Genomic DNA, 15,207 nt, shown 5'->3' with positions numbered 1-15,207 from the left:
CACCGTTTATTTTATCTGCAGACTCACCACTTGAATCGGACGTGCAACTGGTCCAATCTCATCAAGGAGTGCATTCATCTTTTGAATCTCATTGAGAAAGGGTTTCACACAGACGGTGCAAATTGCGGCCAGCCGCAACCTGCGAGTATCGATCCCTTTTTCCTTCATTATCGCGTAAGTCATATTAATAATCTCCGCCGTCCGCTCCGACTCGCCTTTGTAAGGGCTGTCGGTCCCGCTGTACATCACAATGATCGCATCGAAGCCATGCTCCAACGAATTCAAGTAGAACTGCGGCGGAAAAATAGCGGAAGTCCGGACTGGAAGTATGAATGTGTTCGGCGAATAATCAATGTGAGATTGCCCTGCCGAGTCTGCACCACGATAGCCGCCGGACAGAGTTGCGAGCAATAGGATCTTGCAATTATTTCCTGGTAGACTATTAGCCATTCGAAACTACAGAGTTTCTTTCATTAATAAGTCAGCCCCTCTTGTACCTGTTATTTTTTCCTGCGAATGAAGAGTCGGTCGTAACCGTCGGCTGGGATGACTCCGAGAAATTCATGGCCGACTTTCTGGCACCAAGCTGGCATATCTTTCTTCGTATTCGGATCTCCGGACCATATTTCTAGTACTTCGCCCACTTTGACGGTACCGATACTCTTCTTCGCTTCCAGCAGCGGACCTGGACACGCCATGGCACGTGCGTCCGCTACTTTCGCGGCTTTCATCGTGTTAAGATCGATAGTTGTAGACATACAAATTCTCCTCTATAGAAAATTTGGTTAAGTTGATTCGCTGCTGTTGTCGACCGAATGCCATTGTATCCAATTCGCGAATTCCATCTTCATGTTCTCAGGCAGACTGGCAAGCACATCCATTGCAAGGTCTTTCGAACTGGACAACAACCTCTCTGACATTCCGCGTCCGAAGTCGGTGAGTACGACTTGCTCCTTGCGCCTGTCGGAAGAATGCAAGGCAATTTCAATGCACCTCTTTTTCTGGAGCTTGGAAAGAATCTTGGAGGTGGAGGTGCAGGAGAGATCCACAATGGAGCTTAATTCACTTACGGATTTCAACTCCTGCATGTGCAGGATTAACAAGCAGATGATTTCATTTGTGGACAAGCCGGTCCCGCTGGCAAGTCTCTTTTGAAACCTTCGGCATGCAAGAGCTAACCGGAGCATACTTGTCCCGGATGCATAGTCTTTCGTCATCCTTGTCCTTCCATCGCTGACAGGATTGGCAACTATTGTACCTGGACAAATATTGCGGAAGCTTAAGGAATTTATGCCCTAAGTGGCTTCAATGTGATGAATTACTCAGCGGCTGCATTGCAATATCAAAATGCGAGCAATAGGTAACTGAGCCAATCGTAGATCGCGTGCTCTAGGTGTCAAAAAGTTAAGATCGTGTCTGCCTCGACCGTCCACATGGCAAGTTCTGCCATGTTGCTTGCCTCGATTCCCTCGATGAGTGGGAGGCTCTTGACCCCTCTGGCATCAGCGCATGTGCCGCAGGCTTTGATCTTCCCGCCCTTTTGAACAACAGCCTTGATCATCCTTTCGATGTTGTAATAACCCTGCGCTGTGTTTTGATTCGAAATTCCACAACTGACTGCATCCGCCATTAAAAATACGTTGACCTGTACAGTTGAATGATCTTTTTGAATCGCCATCGCCAGCCTGAAGGCGTTGTAAGCTTTTTCCGTTCGACAGGAGCATCATTAATCGGTATAAGAATGTTCATCCAGTCTCCTTGGGTTGTCCAATTGTGTTAAGTGGCTAAATACTACATTAGTGATGAACCCGACCGGATGCGCTATTACCATGCCAAGATAATTTGGGATCTTTTTCACGATCGATTCGGTTCGTATATCTTCACTCTTATTTCAGTTCTGTCGGGTACTGGACCATGAAGTTGAGATTTGCCGTTTCTTCCGGTTTTTCCCTCAAGTACAGCAATGTGGCTTGAGCAGGGTCGGTTTTTCACCTCGCTTAGAACGTTCAATGGGACTTTCTCCAGAAGACCCAAGATCCCCCCAGCCTTCATGAATGATTTTAAATTCCTATAGTGGATTGAACCCGCAGCCCATTCGACAAGGCGATTGAGGATGGCACAATAATTTCTCGGTTCGGGGACAAGGTAATCTACGATAATAATCTTGTCCGCAACTCTCGAGAGTCCCCATAAGAGCACATCTCTTTCCTCTTCCGCAATTTCGTGGAGCACGTAAGACATAACCACAAAATCATAATGAACTCCGCCATTCCGAAGGAACGTCAATCCATCTGTATGCCGGATAAAGAGTTTGTCGGGAGGAACTTCTGCAAATTTGCGCTTCGCGATACTGATATTCTTCTCCGAAGGGTCTATGATTTCAATTCTCTCACATTTGTCCAGGATTTGAGAGGCAAGCCTGCCAGTACCGCAGCCAACATCGAGAAGTGTCGAGTCCTTGGACAGGATTTCTTTCACCTGTGCAAAGACTTTGTCCTGGTGCGGGGCGATAAACAAATCGTAAAAAAGACCGTCGTACCAACGACTCTTATTTTCTTCCATAGAATTCATCCCCTCCCCTCACAAGTAAATTTCCATCGCCTTCTTATCCATCTTACCGGTTTGCAAATCCATCAATACACATTCCTGTTCGGCTGTGACAATAACTAAATCCGCCTTTTGAAATATCGCTTTCAGTCGCATCAGACCGTGCTCAATCGATTCAACCCAAATAATCCCTTCGAGCTTGTCGGCCAACCTCAATTGGTTTCGATAACGAATCTTGGTCAGCGCAACAACGGGGTACAGATTTCTCTTCAATAGCTCTTCGACTGGATAGCGGGAAGCCAATAACTTGCATCGCAGGTCTTCGAGCCATCTGACATAAACTATATTGTTTACGTGGTGTGCTGCGTCGATGTCGTAAGTGCTGACCTCAAACTCTATTTCGGTTCTAAACAGCGGCATGGTGCTCCTTGGTTCATGGCAATAGAATGGCAGCTGCCACAACTGTCGTCCATAACCCGTTTTTGTCTCCCTCAGCTGTCTGAGTTAGGTTGAACGTGCGGACTATTTTCTCAGACATCCTGAACACCTGCTCACGCTCGTTCCAGTCTGTGTTCGGATCAAATTCCACTCCGAGAGTGGTCGCGAGCATTTGCGCGGCGAGATCCTCTGCGTAATCGCCTGCCGATTTTTCGTTGACGCCGAAAGCATGGTGTTCAGAAAGGTAACCGTATTGATTCGATTCGGCTGGAATCGCAGCTCCTATGGATGCGGCGACAAGGCGGTTCGGCTCGTTGGTAGCGCTCCGCGCCATCACGGTGAAGGTGATCTGCCCGCTTTGTATTTCCTTCAGCCCTTCAGCCAAACTGATTTTTTTACAGCACGGAGGGAAAATGCTGCTGACTGAGATAAGGTTGCACTTCTCGATACCCGCATCTCTAAGGGCAAGCTCAAATGAACTTAGATAATCCTTGTGTTTTCCGACCCCTTTTGTAAAAAATATTCTCGATAGCACGAACATGAGCCTACTTCTTCTCTTTCTTTGCTAATGCCAGATTGTAGTGTTCAGATCCCTCACGCATGAGGGCTTTCCCGCAGTTAGGGCATCTCTCTTCCATACACGGCGCTCCTCGCTCGTGAGGTTTTTTGTACCCGCACTTCAGGCAGACACAATATCCGCCTGCGCCCATGCCACCGCCATGACCTTTGCTCATATTTGTAGCTCCTCAGCAAGTTTGATGTGGTCGTGGTGCATAGACCACGGCCACGATGTTTATCACTTTTCGAACGACGTTATTCTCTCGTCCACGTATTTGAGTTCAGCTTCGATGTATTTCTTATGAAGTTCCAGACGGTCTCGATAGCGCTTCAGCACATCGACATCGCTTTCGCCAAAGAAAGCTCCTCCAAATCGACCAAAGCCTCTTCCCATTCCGTAGTTAGGACCAAAGACGTCGCCATGGCAGTGTCTGTGTCCAAAGCCATGACCCATTCCTCTTCCGTAACCGAAGTCGTTATAATATCCAAACATTTATATCTCCTTTTGTTTGAGTTTGTTAACAACAGCTTTGTACAATCGTGCAGTGATAATTTTTAACGCGTAGCCAATTCCTTTCATTTCGCATAATCGAAAACTTCGGGACGTCTCATGACTTTTTCATCGGGCGGAGATATAACTGGATAGCGCGTAATAATCTCTCCTCGCTTGATTTTGGACAGGTTCGGTTTGAGAATATGACGCTTGAGTGCTGATACTCGATCTGTGATGAACTTCTGATGCAGGTGATCAAACTCATGCTGGAACACGCGGGCCAGGGCCACACTGTATTCACATTCGACAGTTTGAAAATTGCCATCAGTAAATCGAACAATGATGGATTCGGGGCGAGTGACCTCCAGACAAATTCCCGGAACACTCAGACATCCTTCCTCCAGCGTCTTGGTTTCTTCGCTCGACGAAAGAATCTCTGGATTGATGACGACAAGCGGTTGTTCGTCTGCATATCCTTCCATCTCCGAGATGTCCATCACGAAGAGAGATATCCGAAACCCGACCTGCGTTGCGGACAGGCCGACGCCGTCCGCGCTTCGTAATGTCTCGAACATATTCCGAATTATACCAACGAGTTTTTCATCGAACGTATCGATCTTACGAACTGTACCATCCCAGACCCTCGTCCCATAGAGATATATTGGCATTATCATGGTCTGTCACTCTACTTGACTTTTAGGAATGATGCTCATGGCCTGCGCATTCCTCGTAGCCGCTCAACTTGCCTTCGGTGAATAGTTTCAACGCCTCACTGAAGAGAAGTCCGGGCGCCGTAATGACTTCGATGCCTGCTTGCTGAAAGCCCATGACAGCTTTGCGCCCCATTCCCCCTGCGATGATCGTGTCGACGTTGAATTGCTTGACATAAGCAGGGAGCTGGCACGCACCGCCATGCTCGCCGTTCAAAGGATTGAAATAGGATTCCTGCTTCACAATTTTGTTCTCTGAGTCCAGCTCACAGATATTGAACTTGGCGCAATGTCCGAAGTGCTGAGCTACCCGCTCTTCGGAGCTCGATTCTTCAATTGCCACCGCTAATCTTCGATTCATTTTCACTTCCTTTTGTTATTTACGGCGATATAAAGCCAATCCTCATGCCGCGATTTTCCTTGCTTTTCGTTTGGAATAAGCGATACAAGCTTACATACTTTGCGGTATTGCAATGGCCATTGCAATGATTGCGCAACTGCAATTACATTGAAATGTCAACCTGAGCAGCGGCAAGCAAACATAAACGAGATGCAGGGGGAACTAATATGAAAGAAGTCATCAACATCATCGACGAGAGCAGGGAGAACATGGTCATCCCCGATGGGATAGTCATCATCGGGCGGGACTGCAAGATAATGGTGTTCAACGAGGCAGCTTCGAGGATCACGGGGTATGGTGAAGACGAAATCGTGGGCAAACATTACGACATTCTTTTCCGAGGCAGCGAGCAGGAAGTGGAACACGTTTCCCATTCTCTCTCGGATGGTACAGGACTGTCCAACCTGTCGATCAATATCATCGACAAGAACGGGCAGATCAAGAATGTGCTGGCATCGATCACTCCGATTGGGAAATCGGAAGAAGTTACCAGTGTTGTTTTTGTTTTCCGCGATACGAAGGAGATGCTTAGGCTGCATGAAGACCTCGAAACCAAAACACTGGAACTCATCGACCAGAGAAACAGACTCGACGCAATATTCAACAGCAATATCGAAGGGACATTTACGATAGATAATGACTGGAACGTGACTTCGTTCAATAATTCCGCCGAGAAGATAACGGGCTATAGAAAAGGGGAAGCTGTCGGAAGGAAATGCTGGGAGATATTTAAGTCACCTCTGTGTCGAAACGGATGCCACATGGAACAGACGATAATGAAAGGAAAGCCGACGATAGGAAATGAGCTCGAAATAACGAATAAGGATGGGATGCCTGTACCAATAAGGGTAAACTCCGCGATCCTTCTGAACAACAAGCAAGAGAGAATCGGTGCGGTAGAGACCTTCATCGACATTTCCGAGATCAAGAATCTCTCGGACCATTTGAAAGAGAAGTTCAGATATGAGAACATCATTGGCAAGAACAAAGAGTTGGGACGGGTCTTCACGCTATTGGACAGCGTTTCCCAAACGGACTCAACTGTACTGATCACGGGCGAGAGTGGTACAGGGAAGGAGCTTGTTGCCAGGGCAATCCATCTCAATAGCGCAAGACACAACGGGCCGTTCGGCGCACTGAACTGCAGCGCATTCGCGGAATCGCTCATCGAAAGCGAATTGTTCGGACATGAGAAGGGTGCATTCACTGGTGCGATCAAGACAAAGATCGGAAAATTCGAGCTCGCGCAAGATGGCACACTTTTCCTGGACGAAATCGGAGACATCTCACTGCCTGTGCAAACAAAACTCTTGCGCGTGCTCGAGACTCGCCAGTTTGAGCGGGTCGGGGGCAATAGGACCATAAAGATGAACGCGAGAATCATCGCAGCTACGAACAAGTCGCTGCAAGATCAAATAGAGCTCGGCAAATTCAGAAAGGATCTTTTCTACAGAATTAATGTCGTAAACGTTCATCTCCCTCCGCTCAGAGAAAGGATGGACGATCTCCCTCTGTTAGTAACCCACTTTATAACTCATTTTAACGAGAGATTCTCAAGGAAAGTCGTTCGCTTTTCCCCAGATGCTTACGATGTACTCAGCAAATATGACTGGCCTGGAAACGTGAGGGAACTGGAGAACGTGATCGAGCATTCATTTGTGCTTTGCGGAAAGGACGTTATCGGATCAGAGTGTCTGCCTGAACGAATCAAGAAGGCAGATCGAGGAGTACACTTCACAAATCCCTCGTCTATCAAAGAGGCAGAGGCTTCCGTAATCGTAAGCACCCTGAACAAGCATGGCGGGAGCAGAGTGAAAGCGGCCGCTGAACTCGGCATGCATCCTTCGACACTTTGGCGAAAGATGAAAAAGTTAGGAATATAACGATTTATCTGGGAGGCCCCTCAACTTATCGTTGCTCCTCGGGCAGGACTCGAACCTGCAACCCATCGGTTAACAGCCGATTGCTCTGCCGATTGAGCTACCGAGGAATGTCGTATTGCTTCAAAGAACTTCTTCCTCCCCGCAACCCATCGCTTAATCCGTCCATGATTCTCGGACGGACTCTGCCGATTGAGCTACCGAGGAATGTTAATTCAAAAGGCTATATCTAAATATATCGGCCTCGACTCAGAAAATCAAAGCCATTATTGAGAGAATCTCAGTCGAATCGGATTACACCTTGCTGTGTTTGAGGAACGCAACCAGGAGACTCGCATGTCCGATCAGAAAACTCAATCCGCCAATTGGCGTGATAAATCCAAGGCTGTCAGGAGCACCGAACGCGATCGAATAGAGACTTCCGGAGAATAGAATTATTCCTAGAACATAGAATAACCCTGCCCACCGAAACAAACCTCCTCGATCTGCAAGACCCGCGACAACCAGAAGTGCGATTGAGTGATACACTTGATAACGAACGCCCGTCTCAAATACTTCAAGCATCTCCTTATCCATACGCCCCCTAAGCGAGTGAGCCGCAAATGCACCTAAAGCTACCGCAAGAAATAGTCCGGCTGCCCCTGCCGCGCCATAGAATTTCGCGCTCCCGAACGTCCTGCTCACTTTTGTGAAGCCTCCAACTGTTGTACGCGTTCTGCCAAACGGAGCTGCTCGATCAACTCGTCCAGGTTGCCGTCGAGAACGGATTGCAGATCGTAGAGAGTAAAATTTATCCGGTGATCGGTGACCCTGTTCTGAGGGAAATTGTATGTCCGGATCTTGTCGCTCCGGTCACCGCTTCTGACCATTGTTTTTCTTTTCGCGGCGATTTCCGAATCCCTTTGCTGTACCATGACGTCGAACAGACGGGCACGGAGTATCTTCATGGCTTTCTGCCGGTTCTTGTACTGGCTTCGTTCATCCTGGCATTGTACCACGATGCCTGTCGGAAGATGCGTTATCCTTATCGCCGTTTCGACCTTGTTCACGTTCTGGCCGCCGTGACCGCCCGCCCTGTAAACGTCGATCCTCAATTCGTCCGGATCTATCTCTACTTCCACTTCTTCTGCTTCGGGCATCACGACCACACTTGCAGCAGACGTGTGGATCCGCCCGCTTGACTCTGTCGCCGGAACTCTCTGGACCCTGTGGACGCCGCTTTCGTATTTCAAATCGGCATATACGTCGTGCCCCGTTACTCCCAGCACGATTTCCTTGAATCCGCCGATGCCTGTCTCGTTGAAATCGAGAGTCTCGACTTTCCATCCCCGCCTGTCTGCGAGACGCGTGTACATCCTCGAGAGATCTGCGGCGAAAAGCGCAGCTTCCTCCCCGCCGGTGCCTGAACGGATCTCAAGTATGACATCTTTACTGTCGTTAGGATCGCGGGGAATCAGGAGGGACTTCAGATCTTCTTCCTTTGCCGCAATTCTTTTTTCAAAATCGACTGCCTCTTCCCGCGCAAGCTGACGTAGCTCGACATCGTCCCCCGAGTCCACCATCCCGCTAGTCTCCTTCAGACCCTTTTCCAGCGTGAGCAACTCCTCGTACGCCTTTACGATCGGAGTAATGTCGCTTAACTCTTTACTGAACTCCCTGTATCTATCCTGGTTTGAAATTACCGTCGAATCTGAAAGGAGGTCCGTAAGTTCATCGTACCTTGCCTTTATCTTTTCAAGTCTTTCTCTCATGCCTGAGTCTTTTTGAAATTTCCCGAACCTGGTGAATGAAATAAATCGATATGATTAAACTTATCGCGGACCAGACGATGGATGCAGAAGTTATAACTGTCGTGTATGATGGTAATGTCGTGACCGCCGCTGACTCGAACGCGACTCCGAAAATTATCCAGAGCGAACCGATGATCATATACATGCCCATCATCATCATGACGCTCCCGCTTACGAGCATCTTCGCATGGTGCAAGTGCATATTCACTCCGTTATCCAGACTGATCTACACCGCCGATCCCGGCGACATAATAAAGATATTGAAATGCACGCTAATTCAAAAACACTGGGGTCGCGCAAGAAGACGGACCGTCTGGCAGTGTTTCAACTTACATTCCGCCATCATGCTCCGATCCAGAGGATTCCTTCGGAAAGGAGTCCTTCGGACTGAACTTTTTTCAGCATTTAGTTCTAGACCCCGAAACGAGCCTGCACTGGAATACTCCTATCCAGTGTTCGGGGTGACAGGGGCCTTTGAAAGTGAGACACTGCCGGCCGTCTTGAACTTGGGCACGTCTTCGGTTAAATTTTTATTGTACGATCAGGCGGCGGTGTTGAAGCACGGCCGGCTTTGTGGAGAATTTATCATGAGCACCATTAAGAACATTAATATAGATCTCATAAAGAAGTACGACAGGCCGGGACCTCGGTACACGAGCTACCCGCCTGCTCCCACGTTCAGTTCGGGTTTCACTCCGGACGATTATTTCAATTCGCTGAAAGCCAACAACTCTTCCTCCGCAAATTCCGAGATATCTCTTTACTACCACATTCCGTTTTGCGATACGCTCTGCTACTTCTGCGGTTGTAATATGCTCATAACACATAGCAAGGAGCGGATATCGGAATATCTCGAGTATCTGAAGAAGGAAATGCTACTTTCGGCACCCTATTTCAACAAGGCGAGGAAAGTCGGCCAACTTCACTGGGGGGGCGGCACTCCTTCCTATCTCAGCCCAGCGGAAATATCAATGCTGGCCGGATACATCCGGGAACATTTCAATTTCTCGGACGACATCGAAGCGGGAGTTGAAATAGATCCCCGCGGGCTCACTTTCGAGCACATGCAGGCGTTCCGCGAATCGGGCTTCAACCGTGTCAGCATGGGAGTTCAGGATTTCGAGCCGCAGGTGCAGGAAGCGATAAACCGAATTCAACCCGAGAAAATTACGCGCGACGCCGTGGAGTGGTCAAGGAAACTGGGATTCAAAAGCATAAACCTCGACATGATCTATGGCCTTCCCTACCAGACACTCGAGTCGTTCGAGCAGAGTCTAAGGAAGATCATAAATATTTCACCCGAGAGAATCGCGGTTTTCAATTTCGCCCATGTACCGTGGCTGAAATCTCATCAAAAACTCATCGACAAGAGCACGCTTCCACTCCCGGCGGTCAAACTGGATATACTCAAGATGACGATTGAGCTCCTGACAGGCGCAGGATACATCTATATAGGGATGGACCACTTTGCGAAACCTGATGATGAGCTTGCAGTGGCTCAACGCGAAAAGACTCTTTACAGGAATTTTCAAGGCTATTCCACCCATGCGGGCGCCGATCTTTACGCATTCGGCAACTCGGCAATCAGCCAGTTCAATAATGTCTATTCACAGAATTACAAATCGCTCCAGGACTATTACAGGGCGATAAACGCAGGACGATTTCCTATCGTACTTGGTTACAGGATGTCCAGGGATGATGTCGTGAGACAGCACGTGATCATGCGGCTTATGTGCGACTTCGAACTCGACAAGCGCGCCGTAGAAAAGAAATTTGATTTGGACTTCGATGAATATTTTGCGAACGCTCTGCCTAAACTCGATGAGTTCGTGCAAGACGATCTCCTTGAATTGACAGACTCTAGAATTGTCGTCAAAGGCATGGGAAGAATGGTCATCAGAAATATTGCCATGGCATTCGATGCCTACCTTGAGAAGATGATGAAGGAAAAACCGATCTTCTCCCGTACCGTCTAATAATTTTCGACAGAACTCAAACAACAGAGAGCAGTTACAAGTCATAAATGTCGTCAGGGAATGACATTCTCCGGACTCGTGGAATTATCTCGTTAATGTCGTATGCCGGTTTATGCGGCGCGGTGATCGACTCGAAGGGAAATCTCGTCGCTTTCACTCCGAAGTTCGAACAACTGACAGGTGTCAAAAAGACTCCTGCCCCACTTTCCGAAATTTTCAGAACTTTCCCAACTCTCCCGATCGCCGATGGGAACGATGAAATCCCATTTACGCTGAGGGCAACAGGCACTATCCTGACAGGAAAACATCTCGAGAATTTTGACGGCTTGTCGGTGATTGTGTTCAATGAAAAGGACAATCAAGCTGGCAGCCAGGTTTCTATCCTTCCGCACGTGGTATACGCCAGCACCGACCTGGTATTCCAGTTCGATTCGGAAACACGCGTATACTATGTCAACGACAATGCCGAAAAGATGACCGGCTACACGAAGGAGGACTTTCTTACAGGAAGGATACATCCTCTCGACATCGTCCATCCCGACGACAAGGCGAAATTGAAAAGGGAATTCGATCAGATATTTGTGAATCACAGGAGCGTCGAGGGCTCTGAGCACCGGATCGTAAAGAAGAACGGTGATATCATTCATGTAATGAAATCGTGGTACTCGCTTATCGGGCCGGGAAATACATTCGGCGGCGTTATCGGGTTAAACCGCGATATCACCGACGAGAAACTGCTCAGGGAGAGACTTCAATTATTCCGGAGCGCTTTCGAGCAGGCTACCGACGCCATAATCATAACCCGCGTCGATGGGACAATAATTGAAGTTAACGACGCGTTCACTAAAATCTACGGGTACTCCCGGGAAGAGACGCTCGGTAAAACTACAGCTTTGATTCAGTCGAAGCACTCTTCTCACGATTTTTATAAGGAACTCTGGAATTCGCTGGAAAAGTTCAGCAACTGGAAGGGTGAAATCATAAACCACCGAAAAGACGGAGTCGAAATACCTATCTGGTTAAGTATTACACCCATATTCCACGATGGCGAGAAGATCGGCTACATGGGAATCGAATCCGACTTAAGCGAAAGGAAGAATCTGGAGCAGCAGATTATCCAGACCGAGAAGCTTTCGACAATCGGCCAGCTTGCAGCAGGAATGGCACATGAGATCGGAACTCCCCTCAACATTATCTCCGGAAACGCGGAATTCATGCTTCTCGACATGAAGTCGGGAGATAAAGGCTACCAGGAACTTTCCACGATCATCGCGCAGACCAGGCGTATTACGAAGCTGATGCGCCAGCTTCTTGATTACGCCAAGCCGAAACTCCTTTCTCTCCAGGCCGCAGATGTGAATGCCATCTTGAATGACGTCCTAGATTTCGTTCGACCGCAATTCAAGAAGAGCGGCATGGAGATCTCGACCCGGCTTGACGCACGATCACTGAAGATTTACGGCGATCCCGCACAGCTCTACCAGGTTTTCCTGAACACAATTATGAATGCGCTCCATGCCATGGCCAAAGGTGGAAAACTGGAAGTAGCAACCCTCGAGGAAAAAGAATCTGACGGCGAGACGAGAGTCATCGTGACAATTAAGGATACCGGATACGGAATCCTTCCCGAAAACCTCAGAAAGCTGTTCACGCCATTTTTCACCACGAAGGAACCGGGGAAGGGAACAGGACTCGGGCTCGCCGTTACGAGGCGCATAATCGAAGAACACAAGGGAAGCATCCAAATCGAGAGTGAAGTCGGAAAAGGGACTGTCGTGTCAATCAAATTCAATTCATTTATTCCCCAGACTGATTCTCATATGCCGAAAAGTTGATATTGTAAGCTCTGCAGGTAGTTCGGGGGCACAATTTGTTTTTGATGATAGACACGGATAAATTCGTACACACATGTTGAATGAAAACCCTGCGGAAAAAGTGCTGAGTGACGCAGCGCTTTTTCTCAAGCAGCAGGCTGAACTTTATGGAGACGATATATATTTGATCCCGGAGGGCACGAACAAAGATCCGTCCGGATCTTTCATTTCGACCGCATCGGAGCTCAGGCCGGAAAATAAAACAGAATCAGAGACGGACTTGAAACCGAAAGTAATTAAAATCTCCGAGGACGAAGGACTTTTTGAAGGCGCAGTCCTGAACTCGGAATGGAAAATCGATCCTAAGTGGCACGACAGCGATTCGCTCGAAGTGCTGAATTCCAGGACTTCCGGGTGTAAGAAATGTCCTCTCGGAAACACGCGCAAGAGTTTTGTTTTCGGAGTCGGTAATCCAAAAGCGAAACTTGTACTCATCGGTGAAGCACCGGGCGCGGACGAAGACGAGCAGGGTGAGCCGTTTGTCGGTCGCGCGGGTCAACTCCTAACCAAAATACTTGCGGCAGTTCAACTGAGACGCGAGGACGTTTACATCTGCAACATCCTGAAATGCCGTCCCCCGAACAACCGAGAGCCGCTTCCCACCGAAATCGAATCGTGCGAGCCGTATCTCAAGAAACAGCTCGATATTATAAAACCGAAATTAATCCTTTGCCTCGGGAGAGTAGCGGGCCAGGCGCTCCTCAGGATGAATACGAGTCTTGCCGAATTCCGGAACAATATGTATGAATACCAGGGTATTAAGGTCATGGTAACCTACCACCCCGCCGCACTTCTCAGGAACCCGAATTGGAAAAGGCCCGCCTGGGAAGATGTCCAGAAAATGCGCAAATTGTACGATGAGCTGTGAGTCGATGACATCGACAGGAAATTACACTATTCACATTTGACTATTAGCGGTTAGCTTTTAGAAATTAGCTATTAGCAACAGTGGTCAGCAATTCGAGAGAGATGGCAACTAATTTTGATACAAGAAAGGGCTTCGGGAGTTTACCCGAAGACATCGCGTCAGGAAGGATCCCGCCGCAGGACGTCGAGGCGGAGAAGTCCGTGCTTGGAGCGATGCTTCTTGACAAGCACGCGGTGTCACCCGCGATAGAGCTCCTTCAGCCGGATTTCTTTTATTCCACCGCCAACGAAAAGATATTTGCGGCCATGCTCGAGTTGTACACGAAGAACACCGAAATCGATGTGATAACAGTGAGAGAAGAACTTCGCAGGAGCGGTCAGCTGGAAAACATTGGCGGGACTGCGTATATAAATGAGCTGGTATCTTCGGTCGCGTCTTCAGCAAACGTCGAAGCTCACGCACAAATTGTCGCCGAGAAATTCATGCTCCGCAGTTTGATCGCCACGATGTCGTCGAACGTGCAGAGATGCTATGACAACCGTGAGGACGCATTCGCACTCATCGATGAGGTAGAGCGCGACGTATTCAAGGTCTCGGAAGCACGGCTGAAAAAGTCTGTCGTCCCACTCCAGCAAGGACTAATCAAGACAATGGAGACCCTTGAAAAAATCCACGGATCCAAAGGAGGAATTACAGGAGTACCGTCCGGATTTGCTGACCTCGACTACATGACAGGCGGTTTTCAAAAATCGGACTTCATTATCATCGCCGCGAGGCCGAGTGTAGGTAAGACCGCTTTAGCTTTGTCAATTGCACGTAACGCCGCAGTGAAATACGGTATCCCAACAGCGATATACAGTCTGGAAATGTCTCAGCAGCAATTGCTCATCCGCTTACTAGCTGCCGAGGCGAAGGTAAACGCTCATGAACTTAGAACCGGAAGATTGCCCGAGGATCAATGGCAGAATATATCGATGCGTATACACAAGCTTGTCCCTGCTCCGATATTTATCGATGATACACCTGCTTTATCAATCCTCGAACTTCGCGCTCGATCAAGAAGGCTTAAAGCGGAACATGACATCGGGTTGATCATGGTGGACTATCTGCAGTTGATGCAAGGTCCTGCAAAAGTTGAGAGCCGCGAAAGGGAAATCTCAATGATATCGCGAAATTTCAAGGTTCTCGCGAAGGAGCTTGACATACCTGTGATCGCGTTATCTCAGCTCCGTCGCTCTGTCGAAGAGCGAGGAGACAAGCGTCCGATCCTATCTGACCTGAGAGAGTCCGGCGCTCTTGAACAAGATGCAGATGTCGTGATTTTTATCCATAGACCTGAGTTATACGGATTAGAGAACGACACTGACAATAATTCAGTCAAAGGGATGGCCGAAATAATGATAAGCAAACAGCGCAATGGACCTACGGGTGATATTAAGCTCACATTTATCAAAGAATACGCTAGGTTCGAGGATCTCGCGAAGTTTCCCGGATCGGGATTCCGCCAGGGCGGACCCGAACCGGAAGAGAAAATTCCCTTCTAAGACCCGAATGCCTGACGGGCCTTCTCGGATCCGCGAAGCCGCCCGTCTCTTAATTTTTTCCGGCGAGTCGGGGTAATCAATCCGAAAAGAAAACCAAGAGGATGATGGACTGCGGTCAACGACCTGATC

The 15,207-nt window shown here is 48.5% G+C and carries 19 protein-coding genes and 1 tRNA gene; 5 read left to right on the top strand and 15 right to left on the bottom strand.

Translation table 11 applies throughout. The annotated features are described in order from the left end of the window. Positions 1–6: 6 nt before the first annotated feature. From VIS48_04075 to VIS48_04025, 11 genes are all read right to left on the bottom strand, one after another. Positions 7–450, bottom strand: coding sequence for a hydrogenase iron-sulfur subunit (locus VIS48_04075; protein HEY9165320.1), 444 nt, complete (start codon positions 448–450; stop codon positions 7–9). A gap of 50 nt (positions 451–500) precedes the next feature. Continuing rightward, complete coding sequence (locus VIS48_04070) at positions 501–758, bottom strand: sulfurtransferase TusA family protein (GenBank protein HEY9165319.1); 258 nt, start codon at positions 756–758, stop codon at positions 501–503. Positions 759–785: 27 nt separating this feature from the next. Continuing rightward, positions 786–1,217: a MarR family winged helix-turn-helix transcriptional regulator gene (locus VIS48_04065; GenBank protein ID HEY9165318.1), complete on the bottom strand. Its 432-nt coding sequence runs from the start codon at positions 1,215–1,217 to the stop codon at positions 786–788. Positions 1,218–1,396: 179 nt separating this feature from the next. After that, positions 1,397–1,678: a DsrE family protein gene (locus tag VIS48_04060; protein ID HEY9165317.1), complete on the bottom strand. Its 282-nt coding sequence runs from the start codon at positions 1,676–1,678 to the stop codon at positions 1,397–1,399. Positions 1,679–1,854: 176 nt separating this feature from the next. Next, positions 1,855–2,562, bottom strand: a complete 708-nt coding sequence (locus tag VIS48_04055; GenBank protein ID HEY9165316.1) for a class I SAM-dependent methyltransferase — start codon at positions 2,560–2,562, stop codon at positions 1,855–1,857. A gap of 18 nt (positions 2,563–2,580) precedes the next feature. Further along, positions 2,581–2,967: an acyl-CoA thioesterase gene (locus VIS48_04050; protein HEY9165315.1), complete on the bottom strand. Its 387-nt coding sequence runs from the start codon at positions 2,965–2,967 to the stop codon at positions 2,581–2,583. A gap of 13 nt (positions 2,968–2,980) precedes the next feature. Then, on the bottom strand, positions 2,981–3,526 hold the full coding sequence (locus VIS48_04045; protein HEY9165314.1) for an arginine decarboxylase, pyruvoyl-dependent: 546 nt from the start codon (positions 3,524–3,526) through the stop codon (positions 2,981–2,983). 4 nt (positions 3,527–3,530) lie between these two features. After that, positions 3,531–3,719 (bottom strand): ferredoxin, encoded by a 189-nt coding sequence (locus tag VIS48_04040; GenBank protein ID HEY9165313.1) that lies wholly within the window; start codon positions 3,717–3,719, stop codon positions 3,531–3,533. A 62-nt stretch (positions 3,720–3,781) separates the two neighbouring features. Further along, a complete protein-coding gene (locus tag VIS48_04035; GenBank protein ID HEY9165312.1) occupies positions 3,782–4,036 on the bottom strand; it encodes a hypothetical protein in 255 nt (84 codons plus the stop codon). Positions 4,037–4,119: 83 nt separating this feature from the next. Then, positions 4,120–4,710, bottom strand: coding sequence for a peptide deformylase (gene def, locus VIS48_04030; protein ID HEY9165311.1), 591 nt, complete (start codon positions 4,708–4,710; stop codon positions 4,120–4,122). Between the two features lie 22 nt (positions 4,711–4,732). Next, a complete protein-coding gene (locus VIS48_04025; protein HEY9165310.1) occupies positions 4,733–5,107 on the bottom strand; it encodes a NifB/NifX family molybdenum-iron cluster-binding protein in 375 nt (124 codons plus the stop codon). A gap of 206 nt (positions 5,108–5,313) precedes the next feature. On the opposite strand from VIS48_04025, the gene VIS48_04020 reads away from it, so the two are divergent. Then, the gene (locus tag VIS48_04020; protein ID HEY9165309.1) at positions 5,314–7,029 is read left to right on the top strand and encodes a sigma 54-interacting transcriptional regulator; all 1,716 of its coding nucleotides are present in this window, start codon (positions 5,314–5,316) and stop codon (positions 7,027–7,029) included. A gap of 34 nt (positions 7,030–7,063) precedes the next feature. On the opposite strand, the gene VIS48_04015 is transcribed toward VIS48_04020, so the two are convergent. The 4 genes from VIS48_04015 to VIS48_04000 form a co-directional block, all read right to left on the bottom strand. Continuing rightward, positions 7,064–7,136: transfer RNA gene (locus VIS48_04015), tRNA-Asn, on the bottom strand. Between the two features lie 184 nt (positions 7,137–7,320). Further along, positions 7,321–7,710: a DUF423 domain-containing protein gene (locus VIS48_04010; protein HEY9165308.1), complete on the bottom strand. Its 390-nt coding sequence runs from the start codon at positions 7,708–7,710 to the stop codon at positions 7,321–7,323. After that, complete coding sequence (prfA, locus tag VIS48_04005) at positions 7,707–8,777, bottom strand: peptide chain release factor 1 (GenBank protein ID HEY9165307.1); 1,071 nt, start codon at positions 8,775–8,777, stop codon at positions 7,707–7,709. The genes VIS48_04010 and prfA overlap by 4 nt, the downstream gene beginning before the upstream one ends. Continuing rightward, positions 8,761–9,018: a hypothetical protein gene (locus VIS48_04000; GenBank protein HEY9165306.1), complete on the bottom strand. Its 258-nt coding sequence runs from the start codon at positions 9,016–9,018 to the stop codon at positions 8,761–8,763. Before VIS48_04000 ends, prfA begins: the two co-directional genes overlap by 17 nt. Before the next feature lie 385 nt (positions 9,019–9,403). Between VIS48_04000 and hemN the strand changes: the two genes are divergently transcribed. From hemN to dnaB, 4 genes are all read left to right on the top strand, one after another. Beyond that, positions 9,404–10,792: an oxygen-independent coproporphyrinogen III oxidase gene (gene hemN / locus VIS48_03995; GenBank protein HEY9165305.1), complete on the top strand. Its 1,389-nt coding sequence runs from the start codon at positions 9,404–9,406 to the stop codon at positions 10,790–10,792. Positions 10,793–10,839: 47 nt separating this feature from the next. Continuing rightward, entirely contained in the window at positions 10,840–12,627 is a 1,788-nt protein-coding gene (locus VIS48_03990; GenBank protein ID HEY9165304.1) for a PAS domain S-box protein, read from the top strand. Between the two features lie 73 nt (positions 12,628–12,700). Further along, a complete protein-coding gene (locus VIS48_03985; protein HEY9165303.1) occupies positions 12,701–13,534 on the top strand; it encodes a uracil-DNA glycosylase in 834 nt (277 codons plus the stop codon). A 101-nt stretch (positions 13,535–13,635) separates the two neighbouring features. Then, entirely contained in the window at positions 13,636–15,078 is a 1,443-nt protein-coding gene (gene dnaB, locus VIS48_03980; protein ID HEY9165302.1) for a replicative DNA helicase, read from the top strand. The last annotated feature ends 129 nt before the right edge of the window (positions 15,079–15,207 follow it).

The sequence above is a fragment of the Candidatus Kryptoniota bacterium genome, from assembly GCA_036567965.1.
Taxonomy (GTDB): Bacteria; Bacteroidota; Ignavibacteria; order Kryptoniales; family JAKASW01; genus JAKASW01.
This window is presented reverse-complemented; position numbering and strand designations above follow the sequence as displayed.